This is a genomic window from Streptomyces sp. NPDC033180 (assembly GCF_055577645.1).
This window is the reverse complement of the sequence record NZ_JBVIPU010000008.1, coordinates 58,854-77,374: the sequence shown is the minus strand read 5'-3', so window position 1 is coordinate 77,374 and position 18,521 is coordinate 58,854. Positions and strand designations below refer to the sequence as shown.

16 protein-coding genes, 4 tRNA genes and 1 pseudogene are annotated in these 18,521 nt (G+C 66.7%); 8 read left to right on the top strand and 13 right to left on the bottom strand.

Annotated features, from left to right (window positions below; all coding sequences use genetic code 11):
• Window positions 1-84: 84 nt before the first annotated feature.
• Entirely contained in the window at window positions 85-372 is a 288-nt protein-coding gene (gene secE, locus ACZ5WE_RS22160) for a preprotein translocase subunit SecE (protein ID WP_467691512.1), read from the bottom strand.
• A 111-nt stretch (window positions 373-483) separates the two neighbouring features.
• Window positions 484-556: transfer RNA gene (locus ACZ5WE_RS22155), tRNA-Trp, on the bottom strand.
• 191 nt (window positions 557-747) lie between these two features.
• Here ACZ5WE_RS22155 and ACZ5WE_RS22150 point away from each other — a divergent pair.
• Both ACZ5WE_RS22150 and ACZ5WE_RS22145 read left to right on the top strand, forming a co-directional pair.
• Entirely contained in the window at window positions 748-1,974 is a 1,227-nt protein-coding gene (locus tag ACZ5WE_RS22150; protein ID WP_467691511.1) for a pyridoxal phosphate-dependent aminotransferase, read from the top strand.
• 126 nt (window positions 1,975-2,100) lie between these two features.
• Window positions 2,101-3,120 (top strand): adenosine deaminase, encoded by a 1,020-nt coding sequence (locus ACZ5WE_RS22145; protein ID WP_467691509.1) that lies wholly within the window; start codon window positions 2,101-2,103, stop codon window positions 3,118-3,120.
• On the opposite strand, the gene ACZ5WE_RS22140 is transcribed toward ACZ5WE_RS22145, so the two are convergent.
• The 8 genes from ACZ5WE_RS22140 to ACZ5WE_RS22105 form a co-directional block, all read right to left on the bottom strand.
• Window positions 3,110-4,270 carry a UDP-N-acetylmuramate dehydrogenase gene (locus ACZ5WE_RS22140; RefSeq protein ID WP_467691507.1) on the bottom strand — a complete coding sequence of 387 codons (1,161 nt, stop codon included), beginning with the start codon at window positions 4,268-4,270 and terminating at the stop codon, window positions 3,110-3,112. The genes ACZ5WE_RS22145 and ACZ5WE_RS22140 overlap by 11 nt on opposite strands.
• Window positions 4,245-5,684, bottom strand: a complete 1,440-nt coding sequence (locus tag ACZ5WE_RS22135) for a DHA2 family efflux MFS transporter permease subunit (RefSeq protein WP_467691506.1) — start codon at window positions 5,682-5,684, stop codon at window positions 4,245-4,247. Before ACZ5WE_RS22135 ends, ACZ5WE_RS22140 begins: the two co-directional genes overlap by 26 nt.
• Window positions 5,685-5,758: 74 nt before the next feature.
• Complete coding sequence (locus ACZ5WE_RS22130; RefSeq protein ID WP_467691504.1) at window positions 5,759-6,316, bottom strand: TetR/AcrR family transcriptional regulator; 558 nt, start codon at window positions 6,314-6,316, stop codon at window positions 5,759-5,761.
• Window positions 6,317-6,539: 223 nt separating this feature from the next.
• Window positions 6,540-6,968, bottom strand: coding sequence for a MaoC family dehydratase (locus tag ACZ5WE_RS22125; RefSeq protein WP_467691502.1), 429 nt, complete (start codon window positions 6,966-6,968; stop codon window positions 6,540-6,542).
• 4 nt (window positions 6,969-6,972) lie between these two features.
• Window positions 6,973-7,437, bottom strand: a complete 465-nt coding sequence (locus tag ACZ5WE_RS22120) for an FAS1-like dehydratase domain-containing protein (protein ID WP_467691500.1) — start codon at window positions 7,435-7,437, stop codon at window positions 6,973-6,975.
• An 84-nt stretch (window positions 7,438-7,521) separates the two neighbouring features.
• Complete coding sequence (gene rpmG / locus ACZ5WE_RS22115) at window positions 7,522-7,686, bottom strand: 50S ribosomal protein L33 (RefSeq protein WP_004571794.1); 165 nt, start codon at window positions 7,684-7,686, stop codon at window positions 7,522-7,524.
• A 91-nt stretch (window positions 7,687-7,777) separates the two neighbouring features.
• Window positions 7,778-7,850, bottom strand: a tRNA-Met gene (locus tag ACZ5WE_RS22110).
• Window positions 7,851-7,897: 47 nt separating this feature from the next.
• Window positions 7,898-7,970: transfer RNA gene (locus ACZ5WE_RS22105), tRNA-Thr, on the bottom strand.
• A gap of 1,275 nt (window positions 7,971-9,245) precedes the next feature.
• Here ACZ5WE_RS22105 and ACZ5WE_RS22100 point away from each other — a divergent pair.
• From ACZ5WE_RS22100 to ACZ5WE_RS22090, 3 genes are all read left to right on the top strand, one after another.
• Window positions 9,246-10,550, top strand: a complete 1,305-nt coding sequence (locus ACZ5WE_RS22100; RefSeq protein ID WP_467691498.1) for an amidohydrolase family protein — start codon at window positions 9,246-9,248, stop codon at window positions 10,548-10,550.
• Window positions 10,551-10,648: 98 nt separating this feature from the next.
• A complete protein-coding gene (locus tag ACZ5WE_RS22095; RefSeq protein WP_467691496.1) occupies window positions 10,649-11,305 on the top strand; it encodes an SDR family oxidoreductase in 657 nt (218 codons plus the stop codon).
• A 111-nt stretch (window positions 11,306-11,416) separates the two neighbouring features.
• Entirely contained in the window at window positions 11,417-11,794 is a 378-nt protein-coding gene (locus ACZ5WE_RS22090) for a nuclear transport factor 2 family protein (RefSeq protein ID WP_467691494.1), read from the top strand.
• A gap of 46 nt (window positions 11,795-11,840) precedes the next feature.
• Here the strand turns inward: ACZ5WE_RS22090 and ACZ5WE_RS22085 are convergent, their stop codons facing one another.
• Window positions 11,841-12,059, bottom strand: a complete 219-nt coding sequence (locus ACZ5WE_RS22085; RefSeq protein WP_467691829.1) for a hypothetical protein — start codon at window positions 12,057-12,059, stop codon at window positions 11,841-11,843.
• A gap of 258 nt (window positions 12,060-12,317) precedes the next feature.
• Entirely contained in the window at window positions 12,318-15,956 is a 3,639-nt protein-coding gene (locus ACZ5WE_RS22080) for a tetratricopeptide repeat protein (RefSeq protein WP_467691492.1), read from the bottom strand.
• 402 nt (window positions 15,957-16,358) lie between these two features.
• Here ACZ5WE_RS22080 and ACZ5WE_RS22075 point away from each other — a divergent pair, with 402 nt between their 5' ends.
• Together ACZ5WE_RS22075 and ACZ5WE_RS22070 are read left to right on the top strand one after the other, a co-directional pair.
• Window positions 16,359-16,484: a hypothetical protein gene (locus tag ACZ5WE_RS22075; protein WP_467691490.1), complete on the top strand. Its 126-nt coding sequence runs from the start codon at window positions 16,359-16,361 to the stop codon at window positions 16,482-16,484.
• Between the two features lie 53 nt (window positions 16,485-16,537).
• Window positions 16,538-17,001 (top strand): annotated as a pseudogene (locus ACZ5WE_RS22070) (DUF3631 domain-containing protein); the annotation flags it as partial.
• 719 nt (window positions 17,002-17,720) lie between these two features.
• Here ACZ5WE_RS22070 and ACZ5WE_RS22065 read toward each other — a convergent pair.
• Window positions 17,721-17,802 (bottom strand) — tRNA-Tyr (locus tag ACZ5WE_RS22065).
• Window positions 17,803-18,024: 222 nt separating this feature from the next.
• Between ACZ5WE_RS22065 and ACZ5WE_RS22060 the strand changes: the two genes are divergently transcribed.
• Window positions 18,025-18,513 (top strand): YajQ family cyclic di-GMP-binding protein, encoded by a 489-nt coding sequence (locus tag ACZ5WE_RS22060; protein WP_249588357.1) that lies wholly within the window; start codon window positions 18,025-18,027, stop codon window positions 18,511-18,513.
• The last annotated feature ends 8 nt before the right edge of the window (window positions 18,514-18,521 follow it).

Below are 18,521 nucleotides of genomic sequence, written 5' to 3'. Positions count from 1 at the left end.
CTGCTTCTTCCTGGATACAGAGGGGTGGAACGCGCGAAACGGGCGCCGGGTACGGCGCCCTTCGCTCTCGGCTCAGCCATCGGCTCAGCCGAAGACGTACTTGACGGCCTGGTTGAACCCATAGTCAATCACGGTCACGAGGCCGATCATGATGACGACGAAGACAATCACCACGGTGGTGTACGTCGTGAGCTGACTGCGAGTCGGCCAGACGACCTTGCGGAGTTCCGCGACGATCTGGCGGTAGAAGAGCGCGAGACGGCCGAAGGGGCCCTTCTTGCCGCGCTTGCCGCCCTTACGCGCCTTCTTCTTGGAATCCGGCGCCTCGTCCTCGGCATCAGGCATGTCGATGGAGCCCACGGCGTCCGTCACTCGTCCTCACCTGATTCCGGGTCGTGGCCGTGCCGCGCCCGGTATGAGCCGCACGGCGGTGCAATGCAGTACGTACATGTGCGCACACATCCTGGCGAGAGGAGTGTGTAGCAGGGCCGGAGGGACTTGAACCCCCAACCGCTGGTTTTGGAGACCAGTGCTCTACCAATTGAGCTACGACCCTTTGATTTCCCCCAACCTACCGCATCCGCCCAAGTGCACAGAGTGCGAGGAGAAGGTGCGGCCGGTGAGGGCCAACGAGCAGTGAGTGTACGTGCTCTGCGGCGCCCCGTCGAACAGAAACGGATCCGGCGGCCCGCGCCAAACACCGAAAGCCGTGTGCCGAGGGCGTTTCAGGTCTGGAACGATGGGGCGATGAGCGCTTCCACTTCTCCCACCGAGCGCCGGGTCTCCGCCCGCATCGGCGCGATCTCCGAGTCCGCGACCCTCGCTGTCGACGCCAAGGCGAAGGCCCTCAAGGCCGCCGGGCGGCCGGTGATCGGTTTCGGCGCGGGTGAGCCCGACTTCCCGACGCCCGACTACATCGTCGAAGCCGCCGTCGAGGCCTGCAAGAACCCGAAGTACCACCGCTACACCCCGGCCGGCGGGCTCCCCGAGCTCAAGGCCGCGATCGCCGCGAAGACGCTGCGCGACTCCGGGTACGAGGTCGACGCCTCGCAGGTCCTGGTGACGAACGGCGGCAAGCAGGCGATCTACCAGGCGTTCGCCGCGATCCTCGACCCGGGGGACGAGGTCATCGTCCCGGCTCCCTACTGGACGACGTACCCGGAGTCGATCCGTCTCGCGGGCGGCGTGCCGGTCGATGTCGTCGCCGACGAGACCACGGGCTACCGCGTCTCGGTGGAGCAGCTGGAGGCCGCTCGCACGGAGCGCACGAAGGTCGTCCTCTTCGTGTCGCCGTCCAACCCGACGGGTGCCGTCTACAGCGAGGCCGACGCCGAGGCGATCGGCCGCTGGGCCGTCGAGCACGGCCTGTGGGTCATGACCGACGAGATCTACGAGCACCTCGTCTACGGAGAAGCGAAGTTCACCTCGCTCCCGGCGATCCTGCCGGAGCTGCGCGACAAGTGCATCGTGGTCAACGGCGTGGCCAAGACGTACGCCATGACCGGCTGGCGCGTGGGATGGATCGTCGGCCCGAAGGATGTGGTGAAGGCCGCGACGAACCTCCAGTCGCACGCCACGTCGAACGTCTCCAACGTCGCGCAGGTGGCGGCCATCGCGGCCGTATCCGGCGATCTGACCGCCGTCGACAAGATGCGCGAGGCCTTCGACCGGCGCCGCAAGACCATGGTGCGGATGCTGAACGACATCGAGGGTGTGTTCTGCCCCGAGCCGGAGGGCGCCTTCTACGCGTACCCGTCGGTGAAGGGCCTCATCGGCAAGGAGATCCGCGGCAAGCGTCCGCAGGACTCCGTGGAGCTCGCCGCGCTGATCCTGGAGGAGGCCGAGGTCGCGGTCGTTCCGGGCGAGGCCTTCGGGACGCCGGGCTACCTGCGCCTTTCGTACGCGCTGGGTGACGAGGACCTCGTCGAGGGCGTCTCGCGGATGCAGAAGCTGCTGGCCGAGGCGCGCGACTGACCCCCTGCCGGTTCGGCGCGGGCCGTCTCCCCTCTTTGGGGAGGCGGCCCGTTTCTTCGTTCGGGGATGAGCACGAAGGGGGAAAGTGGCTACCGGCACGCCCCGTACGTACGGCAAGATCCTTGAATGGAGCGCGTACGTGACGTTAGAGAGCTGCCGAAGGCCCATCTGCATCTGCACTTCACGGGGTCGATGCGGCCCACGACCCTGCTGGAGCTCGCCGACAAGTACGGGGTGCGGCTGCCCCCGGCGCTGACCGGCGGCGAGCCTCCGCAGCTGCGGGCGACCGATGAACGCGGGTGGTTCCGCTTCCAGCGGCTCTACGACATGGCGCGGTCCTGCCTCCGGGAGCCCGAGGACATCCAGCGCCTGGTGCGGGAGGCCGCGGAGGAGGATCTGCGGGACGGGTCGGGGTGGCTGGAGATCCAGGTCGACCCGACGTCGTACGCGCCGCGGCTCGGTGGGCTCATCCCGGCCCTGGAAATCATCCTGGACGCCGTCGAGAGCGCCTCGCGGGACACCGGCCTCGGAATGCGCGTGCTCGTGGCCGCGAACCGCATGAAGCACCCTCTGGACGCCCGCACGCTGGCCCGGCTCGCGGTGCGGTACGCCGATCGCGGCATCGTCGGCTTCGGGCTCTCCAACGACGAGCGCCGGGGCTTCGCACGGGACTTCGACCGGGCCTTCGCGATCGCGCGGGACGGCGGCCTGCTCGCGGCGCCGCACGGCGGTGAGCTCAGCGGGCCCGCTTCGGTGCGGGACTGCCTGGACGACCTGCATGCGGGGCGGATCGGGCACGGGGTGCGGGCGGCGGAGGATCCACGGCTCCTGAAGCGGCTTGCCGAGCGGGGAGTGACCTGCGAGGTGTGCCCGGCGTCGAACGTGGCGCTTGGCGTCTACGAGAAGCCCGAGGACGTGCCGCTGCGCACCCTCTACGACGCCGGGGTGCCGATGGCTCTGGGGGCCGACGATCCGCTGCTCTTCGGGTCACGGCTGGCCGCGCAGTACGAGATCGCGCGCAAGCACCACGCCTTCGAAGACAGCGACCTGGCCGAGCTCGCCCGTCAGTCGGTACGCGGCTCGGCCGCCCCCGTCGACGTACAGGAGAAGCTGCTTTCGGGGATCGAGGAGTGGCTCAGAGGCTGACGCCCACCGTCACCGGTTCGTTGACCAGCGTGACCCCGAAGGCGCCTCGTACTCCGGCGACGACCTCACGGGCCAGGGCCAGCAGGTCCTCCGTGGTCGCGCCGCCGCGGTTGGTCAGGGCGAGCGTGTGCTTGGTGGAGATGCGGGCCGGGCCCTCTCCGTAGCCCTTGGTGAAGCCCGCCTTGTCGATGAGCCAGGCTGCGGAGGTCTTCACGCGGCCGTCCTCCGTCGGGAAGGCGGGGGGCGCCACGTCCGGGCCGAGCCGGTCCACCACGCGCGCGTGGAAGGCGGTGAACTCCTCCTCGGTGAGGATCGGGTTGGTGAAGAAGGACCCGGCCGACCAGCTGTCGTGGTCCTCGGGGTCCAGCACCATGCCCTTGCCCGCGCGCAGCTTCAGGACGGTCTCACGGGCGACCGCCGCGGGCACCCGGTCGCCCGCCTCGACGCCGAGCGTGCGGGCCGTCTCCGGGTACTTGAGGGGGGCGCTCATTCCCTGGGCGTCCTCAAGGGCGAAGCGGACACGCAGCACCACGAAGCGGTCGGGTTCGGCCTTGAAACGGCTGTGTCGGTACGAGAAGTCGCACTCGGTGTTCGTGACGGTGACCGTCTCGTGCGTCGTCCTGTCGTACGCGATCACTTCGGTGATGGTCGACGAGACCTCCTGGCCGTACGCCCCCACGTTCTGGATCGGCGTCGCGCCCGCGGAGCCCGGGATCCCGGCGAGGCACTCGATGCCCGCGAGACCGGCATCCACGACGCGGGCCACCGCGTCGGTCCACACCTCACCGGCCGCCAACTCGAGCTTCGTGCCGTCGAGTTCGAAGCCCTTCGTGGCGATGCGCACCGCGGTGCCGTCGAAGCCCTTGTCCCCGATGACGAGGTTCGAGCCGCCTCCGATGAGCAGCAGCGGGGTCCCGGAGTCGTCGGCTTCGCGGACGGCGGCGATCACCTCGGCGTCGGTCGTCGCGGTGATCAGACGGGCCGCGGGGCCGCCGAGCCGGAAGGTGGTCAGCGGGGCGAGGGGGGCATCGTGGAGTTCCTGCACGAGCTCAAGGGTACGGTCCGTGGCCCCGCCGCTCGGGCAGGGCCACGGACCGCGGAGGGTGGGGCCGGGCGGAGCCGGTTCAGACACCGGCCGGAGTGCGCTCATCGGCAGCGGCCGGTACGGCGCCGGCCTGCTTCCCGGTCGCGGCCCGCCCCGGGAGGAGCGCCGCCGCGACCGCGCCCACACCGACCAGCGCGGCGCCGACCCACAGCGCGGGCCCGAGGCCGTCCACGAAGTGCTGGGCGGGCCCGTAGCCGCCCTGGGCGGAGAAGACCGAGGCGAGGATCGCGATGCCGAGGGCGCCGCCGACCTCGCGCAGGGCGTTGTTGGCACCGGACGCGATGCCCTGCTCGGAGGCGCGGACGCTGGACATCACCAGGTTCGCGGCGGGGGCGAAGTACAGCGCCATGCCGACCCCGCTGATGATCAGGGCGGGCAGCTGGGCGGCGTACGACACATCGGGCTCCAGGACGGCCGCGAACCAGGCGAGGCCGACGGCCTGGAGCGCGAGACCCGCGGTCACCACCGGGCGGCCGCCGAACCGGTCCGAGAGATAGGCCGCGACGGGAGAGACGATCATCGGCATTCCGGTCCAGGGGAGCATGCGCAGCCCCGCCTCGGTGGGCGAGTAGCCGACGACGGTCTGCAGGAACTGGGCGAGCAGGAAGATCGAGCCGAACATCCCGACGAACATCAGCAGGCTCGCGGCGTTGATCGCGGAGAACGCCCGGTTCCGGAAGAGCCGCATCGGCAGCATCGGGTTCTCGCCGCGGATGCCGTGGCGTACGAAGAGGGCGAGAAGAGCGCCGCCGCCGATCAGGCCGATGAGGACGGCCGCACTGGTCCAGCCGTCGATGTTGCCGCGGATCAGCGCGTACACGATGCCGAAGAGCCCGCCGCTGGCCAGCAGCGTCCCGGTGATGTCGAGCGGCGCTCCCGTGCCGTACGACTCGGAGAGCAACAGCCGGGCAAGCGGCAGCACCGCGAGGCCGAGCGGGACGTTCAGCCAGAAGATCCACTGCCAGGACGCGTGTTCGGTGAGGCTGCCGCCGATGAGCGGACCGCTGGCGACCGCGAGGCCGTTGACGGCGCCCCATATCCCGTACACCATCCCGCGCTTGGCCACCGGCACGGCCGCCGTCAGGAGGGTCAGCGTCAGGGGCATCATGATCGCGGCGCCGACGCCCTGGACCGCGCGGGCGGCGATCAGCGCTTCGATGCCGGGCGCGAGGGCCGCGGCGCCGGAGGCCGCGGTGAAGACCGCGAGGCCGGTGATGAAGAGCTTGCGGCGCCCGAAGCGGTCGCCCAGGGCCGCGCCGAACATCAACAGCACGGCGAAGGTGAGGGTGTACGCACTCACCGTCCATTCGAGATCGTGCAGCGCTCCCCCGAAGTCCTCGCGGATGGCGGGCAGGGCCGTGGTGACGACCAAGTTGTCGAGGGCCGCCATGAATCCGGCGACGCTGGTGATGGCGAGGGCCCAGGCCGCTTCCCCGCGCCGTGCTGTCTGCTGTGACATTGCTTTCCCCTGTGGTTAGTTATTGATGACTAACTTCTGTGGGCGCAAAAGTACGCACCCCCGACCAGCACGACTCACGCCTTGGGCTGCGCCGACTCGTAGAAGCCGGTCCACACCCGGTGATCGGGCCGGAACCCCATCGACACCAGGACATTGACCAGCATTCCGTACGCAAGGAACTGCGTCGTGTCGCCAAGGTCCGGCCCCAGTGCGAGGCGGACCGTGTCGTACATCTCCATCCAGGCGGTCCGCAGCGCCTCGCCGAACTCCCGGTCGCCGGACGCCTCCGCGGAGGCCACGGCGACGTACATCTGCATCTGCATGAGCAGCTTGTCCGGGTCGTCGGCGATGAGCGCCTGGTAGGCCTCACCCATGGCGTGCAGGGCCCCCTCCCCCTCGAGCCCCTCCGCCGCCTTCCGGAAGACCTCGGTGACCTCCCGACAGCAACGCCCGGACGCGGCAAGGAAGATCGCCTGCTTGCCCGGGAAGAGGCGGAAGAGATACGGCTGCGAGACACCCACCCGCTTGGCGATCACCTCGGTGGACGTGCCGTTGTAGCCACCGCGGGCGAACTCGATCATCGCCGCGCGGATGACGCTCTCGCGCCGCTCCTCTGCGCTCATCCTGACCATGCGATTAAGTTAGTGGCCAATCACTACCTTAGTCAAGAGACCTCGACGCCCAAGGGACCTCGATCACGAGGGACGAGGAACCTCGATGGCCGAGGGACGTCGATAGGCGAGGGACATCGATAGGCGAGGGACGTCGATAGGCGAGGGACGAGGGACCTCGATAGGCGAGTAAGGGGCACCCGCCCACGGCGGATGCCCCTTACTCACAAAGCTGCACGCGAGGTCAGGCGAGCTGGACCACGGCCCGGGACATGCCGAGGACCTTCTGGCCTGCGCTCGTCGCCACCAGGTCCACGCGGACCCGGTTGTCGTCGAGCTTCTGGGCGACCTTGGCGCTGACCTCGATCAGCGCGCCCTGGTCGTCGTTCGGGACCACGACGGGCTTGGTGAAGCGCACGCCGTACTCGACGACGGCGGCCGGGTCACCCACCCAGTCAGTGACCACGCGGATCGCCTCGGCCATGGTGAACATGCCGTGGGCGATGACGTCGGGGAGGCCGACCTCGACCGCGAACTTCTCGTTCCAGTGGATCGGGTTGAAGTCACCCGAGGCGCCCGCGTACCGCACGAGCGTGGCACGCGTCACAGGGAAGCTCTGGGCCGTCAGCTCGGTGCCGACCTCGACGCTGTCGTACGAAATCTTGGCGGTCATCGCGTCACTCTCCCTCTGCCGCAGGCTCCGCCGCACGCGCGACGAGCTTCGTCCAGGCGGTCACGACGTGCTCGCCGGCCTCGTCGTGGACCTCGCCGCGGATGTCCAGGATGTCGTTGCCCGCCATCGACTTGATGGCCTCGATGGTCGAGGTGACCGTGAGCCGGTCCCCCGCGCGCACCGGACGCGTGTACGCGAACTTCTGGTCCCCGTGCACGACGCGGCTGTAGTCGAGCCCCAGCTGCGGGTCCTCGACGACCTTGCCCGCGGCCTTGAACGAGATGGCGAACACGAAGGTCGGCGGCGCGATCACATCAGGGTGCCCGAACGCCTTGGCGGCCTCCGCGTCGACGTACGCGGGGTTGGCGTCGCCCACCGCCTCGGCGAACTCACGGATCTTCTCCCGGCCGACCTCATAGGGATCGGTGGGCGGGTAGGACCGCCCGACGAAGGACTGGTCGAGCGCCATGGACTCGGTACCTCCTGCAGGTATGGGTAAACGACGCGAGGCCGCCCCCAGAAATCGGGGACGGCCTCGTGTACGAGCCTGTATCTAGCGCGTTTCGCGGTGCGCAGTGTGCGCGTTGCAGCGCGGGCAGTGCTTCTTCATCTCAAGACGGTCCGGGTCGTTACGCCGGTTCTTCTTGGTGATGTAGTTCCGCTCCTTGCACTCCACGCAGGCCAGCGTGATCTTCGGGCGGACGTCTGTGGCAGCCACGTGAGTGCTCCTTGACGGACGGATGGACGGATGAACGCAAAAAAAGAGTAGCCGATCGAAGGTCCGACCCCACAATCGGCTACCAATTGAGTAGCGGTGACCGGACTTGAACCGGTGACACAGCGATTATGAGCCGCTTGCTCTACCGACTGAGCTACACCGCTGCGATGCCGGATCCCCTCGCCCGAGGACGAGGATCACGCGACATCAGAGCCCCAATGCGGAATCGAACCGCAGACCTTCTCCTTACCATGGAGACGCTCTACCGACTGAGCTATTGGGGCGAGCGATGAAGACATTACACGGTCGGTCGCCGATCGCCCAAATCCGTTTCGCCGGGGCTGTCCGGGTGCATCGCGGCAGGCGTCCCGGCCGTCTCACCACGTCACTTCGGCGCCTCACGCCACATCGTCGTGCCGGGGGTTGGGCGGCGCGGGGGTGTCTGTTCGGTGGGGCGGGGCTTGGTTGATCGGTGGGGCGGGGCTTGGTTGATCGGTGGGGCGGGGCGGGCTTGGCTGGTGGGTGGGTCGGGGCTTGGCTGGTGGGTGGGTCGCTGCGTACCCGTCCGGCGGCTCGGGGCGTAGCTGTTGGTTGGGCGCTGCGTACCCGTCCGAAGGCTCAGGGCGTAGCTGTTGGTTGGGCGCTGCGTACCCGTCCGGCGGCTCGGGGCATGGCTGATCGGTGGGTTGGGGCATGCCTGTCCGGCGGCTCGGGGGGTGACTGTCCGGCGGCTCAGCGCGTGCCTGATCGGTGGGTTGGGCCCTGCCTGTCCGGCGGCTCGGGGGGGGTGACTGTCCGGCGGCTCGCGGTGTGACTGACCGGTGGCTCGGGGCCTCCCTGGACGGTGGCTCGGGACGTGACCTACCGGCGGCTCGGGGCGTGGCTGACCGGCGGCTCGAGGCATGCCTGTCCGGCGGCTCGGGGCGTGGCTAACCGGTGCTAGAGGCGTGGCTGTCAGGCGGCCGGCGGCGTGACTGGCCGACGGCTCAAGGCATGGCTGACCGGTGGCACGGGGCGCGGCCTATGGGTGGCTCGCGGCGTGCCTTGACCGGCGGCTCGGACGTGCCTGCCCGGTGGCGCATGGCCTGCCTGTCCGGCGGCCGGCGGTGTGCCTGATCGGCGGCTCGCGGCCTGCCTGTCCGGCGGCTCGCCGCGTACCCGTCCGGCGGTCGCTGCGTACCCTTCCGGTCGGCATCTGCGTACCCATCCGGTCGGCATCTGCGTACCCATCCGGTCGTTATCGGCGTACCCATCCGGTCGTTATCGGCGTACCCGTCCGGTCGTTATCTGCGTGCCCGTCCGGCGGCTCAGCGCGTGCCCGTCCGGCGGCTCGGCGCGTGCCCGTCCGGCGGCTCGGCGCGTGCCCGTCCGGCGGCTCGGCGCGTGCCCGTACGTAGCTCCACACCACGCCGGTACGACTATTCCGCTCCTCCTCGAAGAGGGCCGGTCGCCGTCCTAGGCTCGACCCACCCTGCGTGATCTTGGACGTCTCGATCCCGGGCGCCTCCGTCCCCGGACGACGCCATGCCCCGCAGCCGCCCCCGAACCTCAGGAGCGCGATGCCCGACAGTCAGCCGCAGCCCCACTCCTCCGGGCCCTCCGGCTCTTCCGGCTCCTCAGGGGATGGCGCCGACGCCTCCGCGCTGCTCCTGTGCGGCGCCCGGCTGACCGACGGCCGGACCGTGGACGTGCGGCTCGGCTCCGGGCGCATCGAAGCGGTCGGCACGACGGGAAGCCTGACCACGCACGCCACGCACGCCACGCGCGTGGACCTCGCCGGCTATCTCCTGGTGCCGGCCGCCGCCGAACCGCACGCGCACAGCGACACGGCACTGTCGGCGGACGCGGAGGGCCCCGTCTCGTACGAACTCGCCGATGTCCAGCGCAGGGCCACCGAGGCCGCACTGCTGCAACTCGGGCACGGCGCGACGGCGCTGCGCTCGCACGTGCGGATCGGTGACGTCCCCGGGCTCACCTCGATGGAGGCGGTGCTGCAGGCGCGGCGTTCGCTGCGCGGCCTGGTCGACCTGGCAGCCGTGGCGGTACCGCGGCTACTGACCGGGGTGGCCGGTGCCGACGGGCTCGCGATGCTGCGGGACGCGGTGAAGATGGGCGCCTCCGTGGTGGGCGGCTGCCCCGACCTGGATCCCGATCCGACCGGGTACGTGGAGGCGGTCCTCGAGGTCGCCGCCGAGCACGGCTGTCCCGTCGACCTGCACACGGACGGTAGCGATCCGGCGCGGCTCGGGCGGCTCGCCGCGATGGCGGGCGGACTGCGGCCCGGGGTGACGATCGGGCCGTGCGGCGGGCTCGGGCGGCTGCCGTCGGACGTGGCCGCACGGACGGCGGAACAGCTGGCGGCGGCCGGCGTGACGGTGGTGTGCCTGCCGCAGGGCGGGTGCGGAAGCGTGGAGAGGCGGGGCGCGGTGGCTCCGGTCCGGCTGCTGCGGGCGGCCGGTGTGCGAATCGCCGCGGGCAGCGGGGCCATGCGGGACGTGTCGAACCCGGTGGGGCGCGGGGACCCGCTGGAGGCCGCCTACCTGCTGGCCTCGCGGTGCGGGCTGCGTCCCGAGGACGCGTACGGAACGGTCAGCTCGGCGGCTCGGGCCGCGATGGGGCTCCGCCAGGTCCGGGTGGAGGCGGGCTTCCCTGCCGAGCTGCTCGCGGTGCGCGGAGACCATCTCGCGGGGGCGCTCTCGCTCGCGTACAGCCGCATCGTGGTGCACCGGGGGCGCGTGGTGGCACGGACGAGCGCGGTGCGGGAGTACTGCGATTCGGCAGCCGCCGTGGCGCTCGATCTACCACGCCAAGGGCGCTCGAAGGGGGGCGGCCCCGGGCGGGCGAAGGGTGCGGAACCGTCGTGAGGGCGGGCGTGAGGGCGGACTTGGGGGCGGGCAGAGGTTCCTGACGTGCTCCCGCGTGCGCGGGGCGATCTTGCGGGGGCTGCCGTACGGTCGGAGACATGCGCATTGTCATCGCTGGAGGTCATGGTCAGATCGCGCTGCGGCTCGAGCGGTTGCTCGCCGCGCGAGGTGACGAGGTCGTCGGGCTCGTCCGCAGAAGCGGGCAGGAAGCCGATCTGCGGGACGCGGGTGCCGAGGCGGCGCTGTGCGATCTGGAATCGGCGTCCGTCGACGAGGTCGCCGGGCTTCTGGAAGGCGCCGACGCTGCCGTGTTCGCGGCTGGCGCGGGACCGGGCAGCGGGGCCGACCGCAAGATCACGGTGGACCGCGACGCCGCCGTGCTCTTCGCGGACGCGGCGGAGCGCGCGGGCGTGCGGCGCTACGTCGTCGTGTCGTCGATGGGCGCGGACCCCGCGCACGAGGGCGACGAGATCTTCGACGCCTACCTGCGTGCCAAGGGCGAGGCCGACGCCTCCGTACGCGGCCGCAGGGCCCTGGACTGGACGATCCTGCGCCCCGGCATGCTGACGGACGACGCGGGCACCGGTCTCGTACGCCTGGAGGCGTCGACCGGACGCGGTCCCGTCCCGCGGGACGACGTGGCCGCGGTCCTCGCCGAGCTCGTCGACTCGTCGGCGACGGCGGGCCTGACGCTGGAACTGGTCAGCGGGTCCACGCCGGTGTCCGTGGCGGTGAAGTCCGTTGCGGGCAACTGACGTCTGCTCCATTGCGGCAGCGTCCGTCCGTACGGCGAAGTCGCTCTCCTGAGGGATGCCCCGCGCGCGTGGCGGTGCTTGTCTTGAGCTGCCGCCTACGTGAGGAACGCCATGCCCGCCTCCGATGTGCCCGCCTCGCAGGAAGCCCTCTTGCGGCAGATGTACGCCGTCTTCAGTACCGAAGAGCGTGACGCGTTCATCCCCCGCTCCCTGGCACCTGACGTGAACTGGCCGAACCTCCTGGACAACACCCGTGCCCGCGGCATCGCGGCGGTACGCGCCTACTGGGCACGGCAGTTCGCGGTGATGCACCCCTTGGTGCATCTGGAGCGGCTGCGGCTCGACGACGACGGGCGGCGGGTCGTGGCGACGGTGCGGCCCGGGCTGCGGGACGAGACGGGCGACCACTGGGCGCCGACGACGGTCGAGCACGTGTACACGTTCCGGGAGGACGGTCTGGTGAGCCGGATGGACGTCCGCCAACCGTGACCGCCCCGGCCCGCGTCAGGGCGCCCTGGAGCCCCACGAGAGCGCCTCAGAAGAGTGGGAGCTGGCCGGGGAAGCCCGGGACCGCGTAACCGTCCAGAGCGGGCTGTGCGGCGCCCAGCAGCGCCTGCCTGCGCGAGCCCGCACAGGAGACGAGGTCACCGCTGCCGCGCGCCCCCGGCGGATCATGCCGGGCGAACCGGCCTCCGACGACGGCGATTTCACGGCGGCACTCGGGGCAGTTCCTGCGACGCGATGAGGAGGGCATGGACGACATAGCCTCAGCGTACGAAAAGACCCCCTCCGCCTTGCGTTTCCGCAAGATCGGAGAGGGTCTCCTTCGTGTGGCGGCGCCAGGATTCGAACCTGGGAAGGCTGAGCCGGCAGATTTGCAGCCTCCGTAGGGAGGCGCCTCTGACATGGCCTTCACCGAAGAGCCTTGCGTGCTGTCCCACGCTGGCCCCACGTGTTGGACCGCTCCTGACAGCCACCACTCGATCGGAACGGCGCAACGATCTAGGCATTTTCATTGTCCGGCCTCGGTCGACTGGGACTCAGCAATGAAACTTTCGAGCTGTAGCGAGAAGTGAGTTAGATTCGGTCGCCTAGAAGGAATCGCTACTATGAGGCTTTTAATAGCCACGAGTAGCTCATTCGCATACCCCAGTGTTGGCACACTGGACATGAAAACTGAAAAATCACGCTCCGCTCTTTGCCAGCGCGGGACCAAGCAGCTAGTCAGAAAAAGATTCCCCTGCCTTGATATCGTCGGACTCTCCCGTTCGATCACTTTTATGGCACGTGAAAGGTGTTTCTTCCGATCTCGGTCCAGCAAAGCATGCAGCAATACGGATTTTTCGTAATGAGCCCAGCCGCTATGAGGGTCTATTTCAATGCCACGGTTAATGTCGGCGAGGGCATCGTCGTAGCGTCCGATCAATCGGTAGGTCAAGCCCCGGCCGGTGTGGGTCCAACTGCTTTGGTCATCGATTTGCAGGGAACGGTCGAAATCAGCTAGGGCATCCTCATACCTACCTATCAGTCGATAGAGCGAGCCTCGGACGGTCAGGGCGTGCGCGTGGTCAGGCTCAAGGGTCAAGGCGCGATCGAAATCACGCAAGGCTTCGTCATATCGTCCCAGCGTCTCATAAGTCGAGCCGCGCTTAGTGTGGGTCCAACTATCTTGGTCATCGATTTGCAGGGAACGGTCGAAATCAGCTAGGGCATCCTCGTACCTCTCCATGGAATTGCAGACCGTAGCCCGAATAGCGTAAACCTGTGCGTCGTCTGGGGCTGCGTCGAGCGCGAGGCTTAGTTCGGCTAGGGCCTCGTCATACTGACCCAAGGATCGGTAAATACGGCCGCGACTCTTGTAAATTGTGGCATAATCGGGGTCCAACTCAAGTGCCCGATTGAAGTCGGTCAACGCCTCCTCGTACCGTTCCATATTCTCGTGCACCAGGCCGCGACTACTATAAACATTGGCACTGTCGGGGTCCAGTTCGAGCGCCCGATTGAAGTCGACTAGAGCCTCTTCATGCCGTTCCAAAAACTGGAAAGTCCTGCCACGGCCGCTGTAACAGCTGGGCATGTCGGGGTTCAGCTCTAGCCCTCGATTGAAGTCGGCCAATGCTTCCTCATGTCGCCCCCTGATCTGGTAGGTCAGACCACGGATGCCATAAACAATGGCATCCTCGGGGGTCAGTTCGATCGCGTGATCTAGATCGACAAGAGCCTCCTCATACCGCCCCATCGCCTGGTAGGTCAGGCTGCGGCTGCGGTAAGTGTTGGCGTCATTTGGATCCAGACCGGTTGCCCGACCAAAGTCGGCCAACGCCTCCTCGTACCGTTCGAGAAAATGGAAATTATGGCCGCGACTGCTGTAGTGCGTGGCAATACCGGGTTCCATTTCAATCACGCGATTGAAGTCGGCTAATGCGTCCTCGTGTCGCCCCATGGTCTGGTAAGCCAGTCCACGGCTGCTGTAACCCCAGACAATCTCACCATCTAGCTCAAGCGCACGATTGAATTCGCTCAAAGCCTCCTCATCGCGCCCCAAGGCCTTGAATGCCATGCCACGCGCAGTGTGGGCCGCTGCGTTCTTTGGTGCGAGTTCAATAGAACGATTAAAGTCAGCAAGCGCATCGTCGTTTCGCCCTATTTGCCCTAAGGCGAGCCCGCGCAGAGAATATGTTTCTGCAACGTCAGGATTAATTTCTAGGGCACGATTGAAGTCAGCGATAGCATCGCCAAATTCACTCATCTGAAAATGAGTCATGCCGCGAGAAACGCGATCAGTTGCATCGCTAGGATCTAGTTCAAGAGCGCGATTGAAGTCGTCGAGAGACTCGCCATGCCGACCGACAGACTGGTATGTGAGACCTCGCCCGGAATAGTATCGGCCTACTTCAGGGTCGCGCGCTATCGCCGCAGAGTAATCATTCAGAGCTGATTCATGGTCCCCCAGACGACGCCGATCTCGACCACGTAGTGCGTAAACAAAAGCTCGATCTGGAGTGGTTAATTCGTCGCGCCCAAGCAAAAATGTCATGCACTCCGCTTCCGGTGCGACATCCCCCTCCGAAAGTGTAATAAAATTCTGGCCGAAATCCCTTACGCTTGCAACATCGGCGTCCTCCCCAGCCTGAACTAGAACTTGAGCAAAACGACGTCCCATACTAATACTGCGGTCGCAGGCATCTATCAACATTCGCAGAGCCATAGGGAATTCAGTACGCGAATTAGCACAAAGTCTGTGGTACGCCTCCTGCATCCTATGGCTTCGCCACTGTTCATCATCCCACCAGTCACCCGGAATGGCGACCTCACCCTCTAGTGAAACTCTGCGATCACGAAATGTGGCGGCCAAATTGTTGTGTTGCTTGATCCAAAGGGATGGTGATTGCTGACGCTGAAGGCGCAACATCGCCCTGCGCACAACATCGTGATAGCGAATATGGCCAGCTCTGGCATTCACGAAGGGCATTGACTGTAGCCAGCCAAATAGACCCGTTGCCTCGTCGTTAACCGCCGTACGGAAAATATCTTCATCTAGCTCTTGAGGTAGGGCGCTAGCCAAAGCGGCTGCTCGACGATCTGCATCCGACTCCCATTTCAAAAATCGCTCTACTGCAGTGCCGCTTGGATCTCCTATATCCTCGACCTTGGCGGGGCGACTCTCTGCCAGTGTGGAAACCAGAACAGGCAGTCGCCCAGATAGATGCAGAATTACCTCTACCACATGCTCATCTGTTACTCCTTTGGCGGCCAGCAGTCGACGCGCTTCGGCTTCAGTAAATACTTCGAGCGGCAACTCAGTAATCAGGTCAAGAGAGTCACCCCAACATCTCTCCTCTAGGTGCGCCTGTCCAGCCAAGACCGCCAGGATATTTACCGGCAACTCTCCGTATTTGTCAGTAAGAAGAACATCACGCAACCAGGAATTGATCAGAGGCCCCGTACGTTCATAGGTGTCGAAGAAGAGGGCTACCCACGGTCGGCGCTGTGCTATTTCTGAAAGATCTCGAAGAAATACGGGTGTAAGCTCTTGGAGCGGAGACATAATAAGCTGCACGTCATCACGGTTGCCAAAACGTGCGCTTAGTATCGACTTGAGCTGCGTAGCTCCCGCTGCTACCTGATTCGGATCGACCGCACCAGTGAATGCGCCGACACCTGGTATAAGGCCCAGGCCAACCAAGCTTAGCTGCGAGGCAACTACGCTGGTTGGTGTCGGCGCAGGTCCAGTAGGTTCCTGATTTATACCCGCTACTGATTCGCCCATCGGCAGAGTTGCTGCGCCGGCGTCAGCCTCATGCCGACGCTGACGGTAAGTTCCCAGTTTCTTATCAAAGGCCTTCATCGGCAAGCCTTGCTGTGCGAGCTGGAAACTGATCGTCTCCATCGCCTCTATCGCATCCCCCACCGCTTCATCCACATAAGCAGTGATCGCCTGTGCCTCACGAGCGACGCTCTCCATCTGGTGCACCAGGGTGGACTTTCCTACTCCCCCGGGTCCTCGGATGTGAAATAAGAACTGCGAAGATTCCTCCGGCGACTGCCTTAAGACATCTCTAAACACAGTTAGTTCGCCCTGCCGCCCGACAAACCCAAGGCGCCTCTGACGACGGATCAGCTCCTGACGTGTAAGACGATGCTCTGCCATGCGCCCACCTAGGTTTACCGGCTCTGCTGCATCGCCTGAGCAGCGTCAGGATAATCTTACGCGGATCAGCTCCCGCATGTAGCATTTCGTGGTGACTTGAGACTTGTTCAGGGCAGATGGGCCTTATCGAAGCACTGAAGCGTCTCGGAGACCGCCAACTTCAGCCGACGGTCCAGTGCCGCGCGACCCTGCGCAGCGCACTGAACTGGTCCATTGCCCACAACCAGCGTCGCCGGGATGCGGCATGAGTCCCCCCCTGAAGAGCATCACCCCCGCCCCGACGGGCCCCCGCCTCGCCGAACCAGCCGCGCCCCGGACGGATGTGGGCGAACCGAAGGGCGTCGCCGAAGGCGTCCCATTGCTGTTCGCCCTGACCCGCCATCCGGCGAAGGACGGTTCCCTGTGGCGTGGTTGCACATCGTCGCCCCGCGCGGCATGGCCCCCACCGCCACCTCGAAGTGCGAGTGCGGCCGGAATCGCAGCGCCGTGGGTAAGCCCCGCGTCCTGGCCTTGATCGCCGACCACTAAGCCCACCGCGACACCTGCCCGCTCCGCAACGCCCAGGAGGGGAGGGCCGCCGCATGACCGACGTCATCGACGGGGCCACGCTGCTCGATGAGGTGGAAGCCTTCCACCGCCGCTTCAACGTCTTCCCCACCAAAGCCGCTTACGTCGCGGTCGCCTTGTGGGACGCACACGCCCATCTGCTCGACTGCTTCGATTCCACCCCGCGTCTGGCCTTCCTGTCTCCGGATCCGGGTTCAGGGAAGTCGCGGGCCCTGGAGATCGTCGAAACCCTCGTGCCCGATCCCATGACGGCCGTCAACGCGTCCGCCGCCGCCCTGTTCCGGTCTGTGTCCAACCCCAACGGTCGGCCCACGATCCTGTTCGACGAGATCGATACGGTCCTTGGCCCAAGGCAGGCGACAACGAGGAACTGTGTGGACTCTTCAACGCGGGTCACCGCCGCACGGGGGTCACCTACCGGTGCATCGGGGATGGCGGCAACCAGACCGTGCAGGCCTTCCCCTCGTACGCAGGCGTCGGCCCGCCGAAGTCATCGGCCTGCGGAAGGAGGACTGCCACCTGCCGCGACGGGGGTGGGGCGTCCTGCGGCTCCGTGAGACACGCGCCCGCTCCGGGTCGGCCTGGGCTGACACGTCCACGCCTCACGACCGGCGTGGGCTCAAGCACCGACCCCGTAAGGCCGTACGGGTGGTGCCCATCCCTCCTGATCTGGTGGCGCTCCTCCGGTGGCACGTCACCGCGTACGGCGCGGCGCCGGACGGGAGGCTCTTCCGGACGTCTCGCGGCGGCCTCATCCAGGACGCCGGATACGGCGAGGTGTGGGCGGAAGCGCGACGACGCGCCCTCACTGCCGTGCAATACGCGTCTCCTCTGGCGAAACGGCCGTATGACCTACGTCATGCTGTCGTCTCTACGTCGCTCAGTTCTGGAGTGGAGCCTCAGGTAGTCGCGCAGCGCGCCGGCCACAGTGTCGCGGTGCTGTTCCGGGTCTACGCCAAGTGCTTGGACCACGCCGCGTCCACGGCGAACGCCAGGATTGAGGAAGCGCTGAAGCACTGATGTTCTCCGTGGAGCTGCCCCACAGCCGCCCCATACGCGCTGGTCAGGCTTGGGATTCCCGCGTTACGAGGTGAGGCAAGCCCCGCATTTCGGTTCTCCGTCGAACGGCGCCGTTCGAACAAAAAGAAACCCCCTCCGCGCTGCGTTTCCGCAGTTCGGAGGGGGCTTTCCCCAGTGTGGCGGCGCCAGGATTCGAACCTGGGAAGGCTGAGCCGGCAGATTTACAGTCTGCTCCCTTTGGCCGCTCGGGCACACCGCCTGGGTCGCTGCCTGGGATCGACCGCTTTGGGGCGGCGCTCCGTGGCAACGACGTAAACGATACCTGATGGACAGGGGTGCTTCGCCACCCGATTGATCAGCCCCCGGCGCGGAGGCGGTGGCTAGGCTTTGCGGGTGCGGCCAGGGACCGAAGGCCGTGCACCTGCTCGGTACGCAGACGCACGTAGACGTACACAGACCCCGATACAAGGAGCCACAGGACATGGCCGACTCCAGTTTCGACATCGTCTCGAAGGTCGAGCGGCAGGAGGTCGACAACGCCCTCAACCAGGCCGCCAAGGAGATCTCGCAGCGCTACGACTTCAAGGGCACGGGCGCCTCGATCGCCTGGTCCGGCGAGAAGATCCTGATGGAGGCGAACGGCGAGGAGCGGGTCAAGGCGATCCTCGACATCTTCCAGTCCAAGTTGATCAAGCGCGGCATCTCGCTGAAGTCGCTGGACGCGGGCGAGCCGCAGCTGTCCGGCAAGGAGTACAAGATCTTCGCCTCGATCGAAGAGGGCATCTCCCAGGAGAACGCGAAGAAGGTTGCCAAGATCATCCGCGATGAGGGCCCCAAGGGCGTCAAGGCGCAGGTCCAGGGCGACGAGCTGCGGGTCAGCTCGAAGAGCCGTGACGACCTGCAGGCCGTACAGGCGCTGCTCAAGGGGCAGGACTTCGACTTCGCTGTGCAGTTCGCCAACTACCGCTGACCAACCGG